The sequence below is a fragment of the Sphingobacterium sp. IITKGP-BTPF85 genome (assembly GCF_001006065.1).
Taxonomy (GTDB): Bacteria; Bacteroidota; Bacteroidia; order Sphingobacteriales; family Sphingobacteriaceae; genus Sphingobacterium; species Sphingobacterium anhuiense.
On the sequence record NZ_ASZT02000008.1, the window covers coordinates 1 to 15,740 of the forward strand.

Genomic DNA, 15,740 nt, shown 5'->3' on the forward strand with positions numbered 1-15,740 from the left:
TTTACAGGTAAGATCGATGCGAATAACGGAACAAGTAATGTAAAGATTTATGTTCAGGGCACATGGAAAAACCCGAGCTATGAGTTAAATCTTGGTGACAATAATAATTTGACCATTACACAGACAGGATCCCTTAACCTCATCAATGTGACACAGAATACCACAGGTGGCTTTGTCAATTATGGGACAGCTTCTTTGTCTAAGATGGAAACAAGAAATAATGCCTTATATGTCAATTACGGTATTTTAGATGCAGACAAAGCAGATATTACAAATGGCAGTTTTACTAACTATGGTGTAGCAACTATTCAAAACTTAAGTAGTACGACTAATGGTACGGTAATTAGAAATGAAGGTACGCTTACAGTAAAAAATGCAGTGTTAACCAATGCAATACTGGAGGCCGTTTGCCATACAGCGATTGAATCACTGACTACAAATGGTGCTAAGATATCAGTATCATCAGGTTCACTCTTGAGTCTTGATAAATTGGATGCAGGGGGTACAGCATTTACTTTAGCGGGTTCTGCGATTTTAGATGTAAAAAGTTTAGCTAAATTTAACAGTCAGGCAAGTACCATGACAGGCCCATCATCTGGCCAGGCAGTCGCTCGTCTTAAGAAGGTTGATGTAAACAATCAACATATGGCGATTACTTATTCTGGTAATTTAGAAATTGCTAGTTCAGATCATACTGCAAATGGACAATGGAACACTTATTACGTGATCAATAGTCCTGCAAAATTGGTTGCTTATGACAAATCAACAGTCGTTATAGCAGGAACATCATGTAATGCAGGAGGAAATAATGCTACCGGAGGTAATCCAAATGATCAAACAATAACTGAGGTAAACCTTGGGACTTATTCGTATGCGTTTGAAGATAATTGGCCTTCCTTCGGTGATTATGATATGAACGATTTCGTAACCGATGTTAACATTGTTAAATTCCAAAATTCAGCAAATAAAGTTACCAAAGTCAAGCTAACTGCTAAGTTAAGATCGGTGGGAGCTACACGACGTCTGGCTGCGGCTATTCAATTAGATGACGTACTGGCTACTAATGTAAAATCAGTTAGTTATTCCAAAGAAAGTTTTATAGGACAAAATATACCTCTTGCATCTAATAAAGTAGAATCAGGGCAAAAGTATGCTGTTTTACCAATTTGTGATGATGCACATAAAGCTTTTGGTATTTCTGATATTCAATTTATTTCTACTCAGAACGGTAATTTTCAGCCTGTTGATGTCGTTATTGTTGCCGAATTTAATACCGCATTAGATAATTTTACTTATGCAAATCTTAATTCATTTATAATTACAAATGGTTATAAATTGAATAGTAGAAATGAGGTACATATGATTGGATATAAAGGTACAGATAAGTTGAATACATCGCTTGTTGAATATCAGACAGATAAGGTTCATCAATTATCGGTTGGTGACCCTTTTAGATCACATGATGGTTACCCTTGGGCGCTATGTGTTCCAGTCTCGTTTAAATATCCAAGTGAAGGAAAGAATATTGTTGGCGTCTATGCAAAATTTAAGGATTGGGCATTGAGTGGCGGAATTCAGAACAAAGATTGGTATCTTAATAAATAGAAAATAATTGATGTAAAATTTCCTATATTACAAAGTTAAGTACTTCGGATCATCCGAAGTACTTAACTTTTTTAGGCTAAAAAATATCAAGTAGTGGGGCATTTGATATGTTTTAGGAAAATAAATACTTTTATATGTTAAATAATTCATGAAAAAGAACATCCTAATAATTGATGATAAACCTGCTATTGGCCAATTAATAACATTATATTTAAGTGCTGATTATGATTTTCGCTTTTTTCCAAATGCGATTGATGCTTATAATTGGCTAAAGGATGGTAATATAGTAGACCTGATTCTATCGGACTACACGATGCCCGAAATGAACGGTTATGAATTGTTGGTCATGATTAAGCAAAATGAATTTTTAAAGGATATTCCTGTTATTATCCTTTCTGGTGAAGATAATACCAATACCCGTATCAATTTGCTAGAAGCAGGGGCTGAGGATTTCATATTAAAACCCTTTAATCCGCTAGAATTAAAACTCAGAATTAAAAAAGCATTAAAATAATGCCACTATACAGCGATTATATATACTTTGGTAATAGTTTGCAAAATTTTGACTATTTCAAAATCCAGGTGCTTGATACATTGGGAGTCGAGTTAAAATATTTCAGTTCTTTCGAAAGTATGGATCAATATTTTCAAGACCATCGTGGGCAGTTTCTTTCTATTATCTTTTACGAGCAAAGCCCAAGTTTGATGACCGATATACGGCAATTAACCAAACTAAATTCATATGGTAAAGAAACGCTTCTTTTTTAGTGGGTAACGGTTTTACTTTGCTGGAAAAGAAATCGTATCTGGAAGCTGGAGTGACCAATACCATCAGTTCCAATGCAAGCAAAGATGTATTTCAATCCATCAAAAAATATATCCATCTCTATTTTGAAGCCGCTGCACAATCCGAAAGATTTAACGCATCAGCATCTTCCTTTCCTAAACTTCGCATTCCCATAGGTAAGCGGCTTTTCGATATTGCCGTTTCTTCTTTATTGATTTTAATGTTATCTCCAATACTCATAACAGCCTATCTGGCGATTATTATTGAAAGTAAAGGACCTGCTGTCTACCGTTCGAAGCGCATCGGAGCAGGATATTACATGTTTGATTTTTATAAGTTCAGATCCATGTATGCTGATGCTGATAAGCGTCTCAAAGAGTATATGATGCATAATCAATATGCAAAACAAGAGGTTCCTGTTGTGATCAACTCCCGATCTTATGTCAATGCCGAAGTGCCACAATTTACGGTCGATGAATTAAGGGATGTATTGATCGACGATGACACCGTGTTTAAAGTCTCTGATATTGGCGGAAAACAAAAAAAAGCGGCTTTTTTAAGTTGGAGAAAGATCCGCGTGTTACTAAAGTAGGCCGCATTTTAAGAAAATATAGTATCGACGAGTTGCCGCAATTGTTCAATACTTTGTTCGGAGATATGTCCATTGTTGGGAATAGACCGCTGCCTTTGTATGAAGCAGAAATGTTGACCACTGACGATAGTGTCGAGCGTTTTATGGCGCCCGCAGGGATTACCGGATTGTGGCAAGTAGAGAAAAGAGGCGACAATGGGAGCATGTCCGATCATGAACGTATTAAGCTCGATATTGATTATGCCAAAAACTATTCGGTATGGATGGATATTAAGATATTGTTTAAAACGTTTTCTGCTTTTATACAAAAAGCAGATGTATAGCTATATACAAAAAAGTATTCAACTTGACTATTATTATTTAACCTTAAATTTTCCACCGCGATCGCTCATATAAAACTTATTTGTGTGTGAAATGTGCTATATTTATGTAATTGCAAGACATACTTTGATTAAGATGAGAATTACGAGTTGATGAAAAATTATCGAATGAACACATATATCTATTTTAACACTTTCCTAAATAGTTATTTAGGAATAAAAAAATGATTACATTATTTTTCTTTATCGCATTTTTCAGCCATGCGAGTTATGCGCAAAGTGTGATTAAAACGGCACAGGAGATCGATTATGCGCAACTTGTATTGCCACCTCTGGAAGATCTATTTGAAAATGCCAAGAAAAGTCCGAGTGTAGAAATGTTTGAATCCAAAATGATGGAGCAAGACAATCTTCTCAAATCAGAGAAAAGAAGCTGGTTAAAATATTTTAAGGTTGGGGGGTCATGGCAATATGGCAATATCGGTGTCAACTCCATGTTTACCGATCAATACACGCCTTTGTTTTACCAGTACTCGGGAGCTACTCAGAATTCTTTTTTTGTAAATGGTGCGGTTTCTGTGCCTATCGATGATTTATTTGACCGTTCTAATCGTGTCAAAAGACAAAAAATGCAAAGACGCTCTACTGAATTGGAAATGGAAAAATGGTTTGATGAACAAAAAATGCGCATCATTGATTCTTACGTGAAAGTTCTGAATGCCGTATCCTTATTAAAGAAAAAAAATGAAAATCTGACGCTGACCGAAGCGCAGTTGAAAATCGTCGAATCCGATTTTGGAAATGGACACGCAGCTATATCAGACCTTAATACAGCAAAGAAAATGGAAGTAGATGCTTTTGAAGCTCTTAAATTGACTGAAAGTACCATTATGTCCGAACTATTACATTTAGAGATCTTAAGTAGAACAAAAATTATAAGTAAATAAAAATGGGTATTATAATTTATATTATTAAATCTTTATACAGATTTAAATGGTGGTTAATCTTATTACCCATTTTAGTGACGTGTATCGTGATCTATTCGACCAGAAAGATGAATCGGTATTATGAGTCAGACATGACGATTTATACGGGTATTATCTCTACCAATGGCAATGATCTTTCTCAAGATAATAAGCAAGATTGGAATATCCTTAAAAATTCATTGTTGAATGTCATCAATACCATTGGTTCTAAAGAAACGATGCGCGTCGTATCGTTAAAGCTTTTTGCTAGAACGATGATTAATGGAGATTTGACTAAAGATAATACCTTTATTTCCAGTGAGCATTACCGTGAATTACTTAATATTACACCCGAAGCTGTTCGCAAACTTATTGATAAAAGTTCAGAAGAACGTACGGTAGAAAACCTTAAAAAGTATGAAAAGATGGATGCCAAGAACTTTGTATACGGATTATTTAATTGGAACCATCCCTATTTTAGTTATGGAGCTTTAAGTAAAATTGATGTTAAGCAAGTTGAAAACAGTGACATTCTACACGTCACCTATGAAAATAACGATCCTGGTATTACATTCCAGACCCTCAGCATATTGAGTGAAGTCTTTGCTGATGAGTATCGAAATCTTCAGTTTGGCAATACCAATAACGTGATTAAATATTTTGAGTCCGAGCTTGCCCGTATTGGAAAAGACTTATTCCTGAAAGAAGATTCACTGACCAAATTCAATGTTGACAATCGTATTATCCATTATGATAAGCAAACCGAGGCGGTGACCATTCTAGACAAAGATTATGAAATCAGAAAACAGGATGCTTTGTCAGCTCGAAATAAAGCGCAGGCGAGTATTGTTCAATTAGAAGTAGGAATTGATGCTAATATCAAAAGTATTAAAAATAATGCCCAATTTTTATCAAAACTTAGGGATATATCTGATTTGAATTATTCCATTTCTCAAATTGAATCTTATCAACCAGACTCGTTGGGAGTGGTCAAAAATGCTTCTTCAGCATCCACTTTAAATGATCTACGTTCATCACTAAAAAGTAAGGAAAAAAACTTTCGCGATTTTATCGAGGATTATTCGGCACAAAAATTCACCAAAAATGGCTACCCAAATGCCAATTACGTCACACAATGGGTGGATGAATTGCTAAAATTACAGCAAGCACAAGCTGATATCTTGGTTGTCAATGATTTTAAAACAGAACTGGATAAAATGTATTCTCATTTTTCTCCAATAGGATCGTTGCTCAAAAGACAAGAACGCGGTATCAATTTTACAGAGCAAAGCTATTTATCTGTTTTAGGAGGTCTCAATGCAGCACGTTTACGACTCAAGAGCATTGAGATGAGTTCCGCAACACTTAAGGTCATCAATCCTGCGACCTATCCATTAAATTCCAAACCAACAAAACGTAAGATGCTGGTAGCAGGTTCATATTTCGGTACTTTGGTGTTTTTGTTGGGCTGTTTATTACTGCTGGAATTGTTGGATAGAACCTTGCGCGACAAGACGAGGACAGATCGTATCACCAAGGGGCAAGTTGTTGGTGCATTTCCTAAGAAAAAAAGTGGACGTTATCAAGATCAGATTATTAAAATTGCTTCTCAAGCGCTCGCCAATCAGTTATTTGTCTACCATAGGCAAGATAACGACAGCAATTTTATTAATATATTAAAGTTTGATTCCACAGTAGCAACCCGAGAGGTGATGCACCATGTATTGGAGGAATGGAAAAGTATTGGACTTCGTGTCGACATCTTGCAAGAGGGAGAAGATTTTAATGCCCGATCAAGAGCTTTTCTGATCGAGTATGCACTATTAGAGCAGATGAAACAAGCGGGCAATGATTATACGTTAGTAGGGCACACCAACCTCTTCAATGTCCCTATACCCACTCCTTATCTTACGCAAGCTACCGTTAATGTCGTGATGCTTAGTGCAGAGTCAACTTGGAAAGAAGAAGATGAGGAGCTATTTCAGGATATTGTCGAAAGAAGCGGGGATGTACCTGTAGTCATTTGTCTTGTCAATGCAGATCGGTTTGCCATTGAGACCTTTACAGGACTACTGCCACCGTATAGTTTCTTGAGAAAATTAGAGTACAAATTTTCTCAACTTGGTATTACGGCTTCTAAAGCGTAAGGGGTTAGATATGTTTGACAAGGAGGTGTTAAAAGGTATTTTTTTTGAAAAGCTAGTATTGAAGATCATTGCTCTCGCGAGCTGTCTTCTACTCGCTTTTCTAGCGGTCTCTGGTGGGCTCTTGCCTCTTGTAGGTTTTGCGCTGATACCTTTTATTTTTTGTTTTCTAATCGTCTGTATCAAAAAACCGTTTATTAGTTTTCTTTTTCTATTTACTGTATGTTTTTTCATCATGGGGATATTGCGCTACGTGCGTATTCCTATGCCACCAAGTCTTGTTGTAGATTTAGCAATTTTATTTAATTTCATTGTTTTAGCACTCCATCACCTTTATCAAAATTATAACGCAAAATTCAAATTACCGGCATATTTCTTTATTTCTTTATGTTGGACTGCCTATTGTTTTGTTGAAGTATTCAACCCCATGGGTACTTTTGGTAATTGGTTAGGGACGATACGTGCTACCGGTATCTATATCATTCTGTTTCAATTTTTGGTTTATTACATCTTTAAGGATGTTCAGAAATTGAGAGGATTTCTTATTTTTTGGGCTGTATTGATTTTATTGGCAGCTCTTAAAGCCATGGGACAGAAATTTATCGGAATGGATACAGATGAGAAAATCTGGCTATATACGTTAGGTGCTCACACGCATGTTATTTATAGTGGTATTCGATATTTTTCTTTTTTTACCGATGCAGCAAACTTTGGTTGCCATATGGGCATGGCGATGGTTGTTTTCTCGATTTTATTTTTGTATGAAGCGAATAAGGGTATTCGATATTTTTACCTTATTGTTGCTATTTTTGCCCTTTACGGTATGATGATATCCGGGACCCGATCGGCCATGGCCATACCTGTTGCTGGCTATGCTTTTTATATTATATTGCTCAAACAGTGGCGTTTGATTGTGGTTGGATCAATTTTATTCATAGCCGTTTTCGGTTTTCTATCTTTAACAAGCATTGGTAATAGCAATGCAGATATCAGACGTATGCGTACGGCGTTCCAATTCAAACAAGATGCCTCTTTCAATTTGCGTAAGGAAAACCAACAACGGATGAAATCATTTATGGGAGACTATCCCATAGGTTTAGGACTTGGATCGGCCAAAAATGCAGGCGAAGGTGACCTCTTGCATGGCCTGCCCACCGATACATCCTTTGTTTTTATTTGGGTCGAATCTGGAGTGATCGGTCTAGTGCTTTATATCTTTATTTGGATCTGTTGTCTGGTATCATGCTTTTACTTCGTTTGGTTCAAATTAAAGGATCCAATGATTCGAGGTATTTGTAGTGCGTGTGGAGCTGGTATTGCGGGTATGATGCTGGCGGGTTATGGCAATGAAGTGTTGCACCAGTTTCCGACAGGAGAAACTATTTATATTCTGATGGCTATAGCTATGTTATGTCCTTATTTAGATAAAAATCAACAAAATGGAGTCCAAGTCACATAAAGTTTCCTTTATAACCGTTAATTATAATGGTATTAGGCATACCGAAAATTTGTTACGTACCATTTTTGAGAATGATTTCAGTTTTGATTTCGAGGTTATTGTCGTAGACAATGGATCAAGAATTAATGAGTTTATACAGCTCTTAGCACATTATCCACTTATAAAAGGTGTTTATCTGCATGAAAATTTAGGTTTTGCAGGAGGTAATAATCGTGCTATACAGCAGGCCAACGGCGACTATTTATATTTTATCAACAACGATACATTACTGCCCGACGATGCCGGAAGTCAGATCGAATCCATGATCAACTTCTGTTCAGCCCACCCTCAAGTTGGAGGTCTTTCACCAAAGATCATGTACGCAGTACCCGAAAATTTAATTCAATTTGCCGGTAGCAGTCCATTAAGCGCTATCACATTAAGAAATCAGCAGCTGGGTTATCGAGAGCTGGATCAAGGTCAATATGATCAGATCCGTCAGATTCCTTATTTTCATGGCGCAGCATGTTTGTTCCTAAAGATGTGATCGATCAGGTCGGTGTCCTTCCCGAATGTTATTTTTTATATTACGAAGAATTGGATTGGTCCTGCACGATAGCCAAACACTTTGAATTGTATTATTTTCCCCAAGCCTTTATTTATCATCTCGAAAGTGCCTCCACGGGTTTCGAAAGTCCATTTAAAACATTTTATCTCACGCGAAATAGAATCATTTTTGCCTATCGGCAGCGTCGGTATGCTCTGAGACTACTCGCTTTATGTTATTTAACTTTTATCGCTTTTCCTAGCAATATCTGTATATATTTGTTCAAATGTAAATTGCAACATTGTTGGGCGATGGTACGCGGACTAAGCTCAGCATATAGTTGGATCTTAGGCTTAAACCGTGATATATGAACATGATGCTTGCGCTTTTTTGGTATATTGATTTTTTGTTTTTCATCATTTTTAGTTTATGGGTACTGTATGTTTTCGTATTTGCATACGCATCGCGTATACCCAACAGGCATATTTACCCCGGTACGGACAAAAAATTGCGCTTTGCGATCTTATTTCCTGCCTATAAAGAAGATCGTGTGATCATAGAAAGCGTACTTCACTTCAAAAAGCAGCACTATCCAGATGACCGTTATCAGATTGTGGTGATTTCAGATCAGATGAAGCCTACTACGGACCACATGCTAGGGCAACTGGGAGTCTTTATCGTCCATCCGCAAGGACTAAAACGCTCCAAAGCTTCCGCTCTTCATGCGGCGATGGACCGACTGGATCCCCAACATTTTGACGCCGTAGTCGTGATGGATGCAGACAATATTGTTTATCCTGATTTTCTCGATCAGCTCAATAATGCTTTTGTCGCTGGAGCTAAAGCGGTACAGACACATCGTACGGCTAAGAATAAGGGAACGAACGCAGCTGTTTTGGATGGTGTCAGTGAAGAAATCAACAATTCTATTTTTCGATTAGGGCATACGCGTCTGGGCTTACCAGCAGCATTGATCGGTTCGGGTATGGCATTTGATTTTACTTGGTTCAACGATCGTATTCGCCACATCGAATCCATGGGAGAAGATAAGTTTTTAGAATATTACTTACTCTTGGATCGGATCGATACTGCCTATTTAGAAAGCGTGATGGTACTTGATGAGAAAATTCAAAACAGTAATGACTTTTCGCAGCAGCGCAGACGTTGGATTGCGTCCCAAGTTGATATCTTCAAAGTTGCTTCAGCGCAATTTAGAAATGCGATCCAGACGCATAACTGGGCTTTGTTAGATAAGATTTTCCAATGGTCTATGCCCCCTCGCATCATGATGCTCGGACTCCTTCCGTTGATCTTTATCGGATCGCTTTTTATTGTTGCAGTCTCTTCTTTAAAATGGTTTTTTTTAATTATCTTGTACATGGCAGGATTAGCTTTAGCAATACCGGCACGACTGTATTCCAAATCCTTACTCATTGCCGTGTTCAGCATACCACGTATGTTTTCGCGATGTTGAGTAGTATTATGCATTTCCGCTCTGGCAGATCGACATTTATCCATACCAAGCATGGCGATTCAGTGGACCATGACCATAAAGACCTATAGTTGTATCCATTAAGTAATAAAAAGAATACCCTTATTATTATGGCCTTAAAAGATAAAATCAAAGAATCACCACGTCTTAAAAAAATCGTTCACAGTCTGCTTATGCATCCCGTCAGAACACGTCCTCGATGGTATATTCGTTTATTCCAGTTTTTATACGTGCGCAGGGGTAGGGGCTCCGTTATCTACTGTAGCGTGAGGCGAGATCTCGTTCCGTTTCGCAAATGCGAAATAGGAGCATACTCCGTGGTCGAATCTTTTTCTTTACTCAACAATGCGGTTGGCGATCTCTTGATTGGTAGCCATTCGCGCATTGGTGTAGGCAACACCATTATTGGTCCCGTCACCATTGGTGATCACGTGCATATCGGGCAGCATGTGTTGATCTCAGGTTTAAATCACAGCTACGAGCAGGTAGATCTGAAAATCTCCGATCAAGGCGTAACAGTCAATCCAGTATTCATAGATAGTAATGTCTGGATCGGGGCAAATGTCGTCATCCTGCCCGGAGTCCATATTGGAGAGCATAGCGTGGTCGGCGCTGGATCAGTCGTGACCAGAGATGTTGCTCCCTTTACCGTAGTCGTAGGAAACCCAGCTCGTATAATTAAACAATTTGACTTCAAAACAAATAATTGGATCGTAAAATGAATACAACACCTAGTGTAAGTATAATTATGCCTGTTTATAACACCGAATCTTATGTAGATATAGCTATTCGAAGTGTTATCCAGCAAGAACTCCAAGATTTCGAATTACTGCTCATCAATGATGGATCCACAGATGGAAGTTTAATGAAATTAGAGGAATGGGCTTTGAAGGACGAGCGTATACACGTATTTTCTCAAGATAATCAAGGACCATCTGCAGCAAGAAATAGAGGAATATTATCGGCAAAAGGAAAGTATATTTATTTTTTGGATAGTGATGATACAATCGTTCCAGCTACTTTAACGATGTGTCTTTCTAAATGTGAAAATCATCATTTAGACTTTGTTTTCTTTGATGCAATATCATTTGGAGGATCTTATTCACATATTACCAGTTACTTGCGCAAAGGAATTCTTAATGAGGATGTCAAGTCAGGTGTAGAATGGTTTAAAGAACAACTTGCGAAGGATTGTTTTCGAACTCCTGTGTGGCTTAATTTTATACGTCTTTCACACCTAAAAGAACAGCAATTATATTTTGTTCCCATGTTGCATGAAGATGAGGTATTCACACCGTTGCTTTATTGCCTATCTTCCCGTGTAGGTTATATCGCTGAGCCTTTTTTTCAACGTAGGTTACGATACAATTCGATCATGACCGCTGACTATTCTTTAATAAATTATGACTATTACCTACAGGCTGCTGATAATTTATTGAAATGTGCAAAAAGATAGATAAAGATTCAGCTTATTTAATTAAAATTCATGTTGTAAAGATGTTAAATGCTGCAACTTATAGAGCTCATATACTCACTTTTTCGGATAAAATAAAAATTATGAAACGAATAATTCCGAGATGGTGTTGGTATATTAAAATAACAACTCTCTTCAAACTATTTTTTAAATAAGTAATTATCGATTAATAATAAATTTTAAATCGTTCTTTACTGATCTAAGTGTATAACGCAAATTTGATGGATTATAATGTGGTTTCATTTCATCCAGTAGCATTATTACGGGTACATACATTATTTTGAGGTTGTGTCTCTTGCAGAATACATTTATTAGTCTTTCACTTATGTATCCAAAAATCCTAGACTGGGCTGGATATAGTGAGATTAGTATTCTTTTTTCCATTTCTTCCAAAATCATAAAAAGCCAGTTTGAATAAAGATCAAAATATTTCCACGATGTTATAAACATATTATAATTCGCCATATTATTTGACTCTATCATAGTTTGATTGAAGGCATCTCGATAATCAGGCGATTTTTCTATAATTACATTCTTTAAAATCTCCCAATCTTCTTTAATGTGTTCTATTAGATACATCGTCTCAATCGTATATGGATGATGCCTTTTTTTAGGAAGTATGATATCGTATGATTGCAAATAGGTATTTAGATCAGGCAATAAAAAGGGTTTAGCAATAAACTCCTCTGTTGCAATAAAGCTTCTGTCTGGTGCGAAAAATTTATATTTTTTATCGAAATCAAAGTAGCGTCTGTAATGATTTAAACCTATAATATCTACATTTTTTAAATTTTTCCATGCCCAATAGTGTGCCGTAAGTTCGCAATAATTAGGATTTTTGTTAGATATATTTTCTCCCGTATTATCCTGTTCGATCAATAGCTTTTTATTGCTAATTGCACTACCTACCTGAATTGGCAATAGATTGGGATGTTGTGGTAATAAGCTTTCTTTGTGTGTACATACTAGAATTTTAGTATTCTTCATTTTCATATTTATTTAGTTGTCAATATACGATGATTTATTTTTTTTAATAAAATACATAAATTCTTCATTCAAAAATAACATCCCGTACATGTTATAATAGAAAAGATATCAACCACGATTATCGTATGTAATATTAAAGGTAAATACGATTAAATCAAAAAATCTTTATACACTTGTATTATGATGTATATAATTATCCATGATTTAGCTTTTGTCACGAATTAAAAATGATCATTATAATGAATAGTCCTTTAAATATGATGTTTGTACTTATTTCTTAAATAGGAATATTGTGAGAACTCATATTAATTTTTGTATAATATACCTATTTCGACCCCTTAATTATACTTTCTGCTCGCTCTAAGGCGAGTTCTATGATTGGTGCCATATCATAATATTTGTATTCGGCTAAACGTCCTCCAAATATATATTTATCCTCATTATCTGCCATATTTTTATACTTTTTATATATGGTATTATTTTTTTGATCATTTACAGGATAGTAAGGTTCCATACCTCGCTTCCATTCTAGAGAATATTCTTTTGAAATGACAGTTTTTGAATTTTTTTCGATATCATCCCCAAATGTTTCGAAATGTTTGTGTTCGATAATTCGAGTATAAGGTACATCCAATGAGGTGAAGTTTATTACCGCATTACCCTGCCAATTTGCAATTTGATGTATTTCATGTTCAAATCTTATTGAACGATATGCAAGATTACCATATTTATATCCATAAAATTCATCTATTGGTCCTGTAAAGAGAATTTTATCAGCAAGTAATTCAAACTCATTTTTATTGTTTAGAAAATCAATATTACATTTTACTTCTATATCTTTTAATAAACCCGAAATCAATTTATTATACCCACCTATAGGAATACCTTGGTAACAGTCATTGAAATAGTTGTTGTCATATACAAAACGTACTGGAATGCGTTTAATAATAAAAGCAGGTATTTCTGTACAAGGTCGTCCCCATTGTTTTTCCGTATATCCTTTTATTAATTTTTCATAAAGATCCAGTCCCACTAAAGCTATTGCTTGGTCTTCCAAGTTTTTTGGGTTTTCCAAACGCTCAGATCCGAGTTCTGCAAAGGCAATTTTTTTTGCTCCTCTATTTTTGCACGAGCTTCAGAAGGTGTTTTGACTCCCCACATTTGATAAAAGGTATTCATGTTAAATGGGAGGTTAAAATATTGATCTTTATAATTAGCGAGCGGACTGTTTGTATAACGATTGAATTCTACAATGGAATTTACAAAATCCCAAACATTTTTATTCGAAGTATGAAATATGTGAGCACCATATTTATGAATATTAATTCCCTCTATTTCTTCACAATATATATTTCCACCGGTATGAGGCCTTCTATCTAAAATTAAACACTTTTTTCCAGCTTTTTTCATTGCATGAGCAAAAGTAGCACCATATAGGCCAGAGCCTACTATGATAAAGTCATATTTATACATTTATATTATTATTAAAATTGAATATGTATAATTTTTATAATTAGTTGCAATTTAGAATAAAAAACTAAATATCCTATTCTGAGATTGCCTGAACGTTTAATTTTATTTTTCACCTAGTGCTGTTTAATTTTTCTAAAAAAAATGTTTACTGAATTAATGATAACCTATTAGAATCCTTCTAAGATATTTATATGAATTTTTAATCGTATAAAGAGTTTTTTATATTATCTTCATCCAGGTTTAAATAAAAAATAATATGTTTTAAAATTAGTCCAGACCTACAGTCAGATTAAAATATTTTTCTTGTTATTTCACAGCTTTAGAGCCACTAACGGTAGTAGTAAAAAAATAAGGACAGATAAAATTGCTTGAACACAATGGCTCTCAAATGACCTTTATGGTTTTATTTTTTAAGAAATATAAATAAGTCTATGAAAAGTACCCAACAACAAGTACTATCAGGAGTTTTTTTTACAGCTATAGCTAAATATTCCAATTTACTGATCTCGCTTGTCGTCACCGCTATTCTTGCACGACTTTTATCACCAGATCAGTTTGGAGTCATTGCTATTGCTATGGTCATTATCGCGTTTTTAAATTTAATAGCAGATATTGGCCTGTTTCCAGCTGTCATCCAGTATAAAGATTTAGATCGCAAAGACTTGGGTCAATTATTTTCTTTATCCTGTTATTTGGGTCTTATCATTGCATCTGCTTTAATTTTTACTTCCCCATGGATTGCCCATTATTACCAACAGCCTTTACTTAAAAATGTCATCAGGCTCTTGGCGATCGGTTTATTTTTTACAGCAAGTTCAGTGGTGCCCAATGCGATGTTCTACCGAGACCGCATGTTTAAATTTATTGCGATCAGGAGTTTTCTCATTCAGATTATTCTTGGGGTTATTTCCATTACTGCAGCACTATATGGAGCTGGTATTTATGCCTTATTGATCAATCCCATTCTGTACAGCATCCTTATTTTTATTGTATCGTGTATACACTTTCCCTTGCCCTTTCGCTTTAAGATCTCTTTAGATGCCATTAGGCCCGTATTAAGGTATTCAAGCTTTCAGTTTCTGTTTAATATTGTTAATTATTTTGGTAAAAACTCAGATACGCTATTGATCGGCCGACATTTAGGTGTAGGCTTGTTGGGCTATTATGACAAAGCTTATCAACTGATGGTACTTCCTCTGCAAAATATTACGCAGGTCATCACACCTGTGATCCATCCGATACTCAGTCAAAAAAAGGCCATACATCCCAGCTGATTTCCGCCAGTGAAGAACTGGTCAAGCTATTGGCACTCATCGGATTTCCCCTTACCGCATTTCTATATTTTTCCGCAGGTGATCTGATATTTTTATTCTTCGGGCCCCAGTGGGATCAAACCATTCCTGTCTTTAAAATATTGAGTCTCACCGTTGGCATTCAGTTGATATTATCATCCTCCGGTTCTATTTTTCAAACAACAGGCGATACCAAAAGACTGTTTTTCTCCGGACTCTTTTCTGCCGTTTTAAATGTATCCGGCATATTGATCGGCATATTTTATTTCAAATCCATTCTTGCCGTCGCCCAATGTTTGACGGTTACCATGTGCATGAATTTTATTTTTACTTATCTGTTGATGTATATGCATATTTTTAAAAGGAGCATTTTATATTTTTTTATGCCACTAATCAAACCATTTATTGCAAGTTTATTTTTAAGTTTAATACTTTATATATGTACCCTAGTTTTTATTTCAGATATCGTCTGGTACGCATTAGCGATTAAGAGTATGGTTTCCCTACTTTTTTTATCGGTTTTGTCTGGTTCGGAGGCTATCGATCTTATGTAGAACTGTATTTTAAAAAAAGTAGTAAAAAATAAAGAAGTATTTCTTAAGATATATGGATTGAATCGTGTTT

General features: G+C 35.7%; 16 protein-coding genes. 12 read left to right on the plus strand and 4 right to left on the minus strand.

The window, feature by feature from the left end:
- The 11 genes from L950_RS02660 to L950_RS02715 all read left to right on the plus strand — a co-directional run.
- A partial coding sequence (locus L950_RS02660) for an LruC domain-containing protein (protein WP_021188929.1) occupies positions 1–1,605 on the plus strand: 1,605 nt, incomplete at its 5' end.
- 148 nt (positions 1,606–1,753) lie between these two features.
- Positions 1,754–2,119, plus strand: coding sequence for a PleD family two-component system response regulator (locus L950_RS02665; protein WP_021188930.1), 366 nt, complete (start codon positions 1,754–1,756; stop codon positions 2,117–2,119).
- 253 nt (positions 2,120–2,372) lie between these two features.
- Positions 2,373–2,984, plus strand: a complete 612-nt coding sequence (locus tag L950_RS31675; protein WP_052764286.1) for a sugar transferase — start codon at positions 2,373–2,375, stop codon at positions 2,982–2,984.
- Entirely contained in the window at positions 2,954–3,307 is a 354-nt protein-coding gene (locus L950_RS02680; RefSeq protein WP_021188932.1) for a sugar transferase, read from the plus strand. Before L950_RS31675 ends, L950_RS02680 begins: the two co-directional genes overlap by 31 nt.
- Before the next feature lie 221 nt (positions 3,308–3,528).
- Entirely contained in the window at positions 3,529–4,251 is a 723-nt protein-coding gene (locus tag L950_RS02685; protein WP_021188933.1) for a TolC family protein, read from the plus strand.
- Between the two features lie 2 nt (positions 4,252–4,253).
- The gene (locus tag L950_RS02690) at positions 4,254–6,416 is read left to right on the plus strand and encodes a hypothetical protein (protein ID WP_031287655.1); all 2,163 of its coding nucleotides are present in this window, start codon (positions 4,254–4,256) and stop codon (positions 6,414–6,416) included.
- Positions 6,391–7,872 carry an O-antigen ligase family protein gene (locus tag L950_RS02695; RefSeq protein ID WP_231576801.1) on the plus strand — a complete coding sequence of 494 codons (1,482 nt, stop codon included), beginning with the start codon at positions 6,391–6,393 and terminating at the stop codon, positions 7,870–7,872. Before L950_RS02690 ends, L950_RS02695 begins: the two co-directional genes overlap by 26 nt.
- Positions 7,853–8,398 carry a glycosyltransferase gene (locus L950_RS25685; RefSeq protein ID WP_052764287.1) on the plus strand — a complete coding sequence of 182 codons (546 nt, stop codon included), beginning with the start codon at positions 7,853–7,855 and terminating at the stop codon, positions 8,396–8,398. The genes L950_RS02695 and L950_RS25685 overlap by 20 nt, the downstream gene beginning before the upstream one ends.
- Before the next feature lie 373 nt (positions 8,399–8,771).
- The gene (locus tag L950_RS02705; protein ID WP_197086190.1) at positions 8,772–9,872 is read left to right on the plus strand and encodes a glycosyltransferase family 2 protein; all 1,101 of its coding nucleotides are present in this window, start codon (positions 8,772–8,774) and stop codon (positions 9,870–9,872) included.
- 191 nt (positions 9,873–10,063) lie between these two features.
- The gene (locus L950_RS36215; RefSeq protein WP_316930517.1) at positions 10,064–10,612 is read left to right on the plus strand and encodes an acyltransferase; all 549 of its coding nucleotides are present in this window, start codon (positions 10,064–10,066) and stop codon (positions 10,610–10,612) included.
- Positions 10,609–11,346: a glycosyltransferase gene (locus L950_RS02715; protein WP_021188938.1), complete on the plus strand. Its 738-nt coding sequence runs from the start codon at positions 10,609–10,611 to the stop codon at positions 11,344–11,346. The genes L950_RS36215 and L950_RS02715 overlap by 4 nt, the downstream gene beginning before the upstream one ends.
- A 177-nt stretch (positions 11,347–11,523) precedes the next feature.
- On the opposite strand, the gene L950_RS02725 is transcribed toward L950_RS02715, so the two are convergent.
- The 3 genes from L950_RS02725 to L950_RS31690 all read right to left on the minus strand — a co-directional run bounded on the left by L950_RS02725 (position 11,524) and on the right by L950_RS31690 (position 13,824).
- Positions 11,524–12,351, minus strand: coding sequence for a DUF4422 domain-containing protein (locus L950_RS02725; protein WP_031287659.1), 828 nt, complete (start codon positions 12,349–12,351; stop codon positions 11,524–11,526).
- A 325-nt stretch (positions 12,352–12,676) separates the two neighbouring features.
- Positions 12,677–13,408 (minus strand): UDP-galactopyranose mutase, encoded by a 732-nt coding sequence (locus tag L950_RS31685; protein WP_231576802.1) that lies wholly within the window; start codon positions 13,406–13,408, stop codon positions 12,677–12,679.
- Positions 13,390–13,824: an NAD(P)-binding protein gene (locus L950_RS31690; protein WP_231576803.1), complete on the minus strand. Its 435-nt coding sequence runs from the start codon at positions 13,822–13,824 to the stop codon at positions 13,390–13,392. Before L950_RS31690 ends, L950_RS31685 begins: the two co-directional genes overlap by 19 nt.
- Before the next feature lie 431 nt (positions 13,825–14,255).
- Here L950_RS31690 and L950_RS28355 point away from each other — a divergent pair, with 431 nt between their 5' ends.
- Positions 14,256–15,098, plus strand: a complete 843-nt coding sequence (locus L950_RS28355) for a lipopolysaccharide biosynthesis protein (RefSeq protein ID WP_156169498.1) — start codon at positions 14,256–14,258, stop codon at positions 15,096–15,098.
- Positions 15,099–15,346: 248 nt separating this feature from the next.
- Here the strand turns inward: L950_RS28355 and L950_RS34885 are convergent, their stop codons facing one another.
- On the minus strand, positions 15,347–15,469 hold the full coding sequence (locus L950_RS34885) for a hypothetical protein (RefSeq protein WP_262506954.1): 123 nt from the start codon (positions 15,467–15,469) through the stop codon (positions 15,347–15,349).
- Positions 15,470–15,740 lie beyond the last annotated feature (271 nt).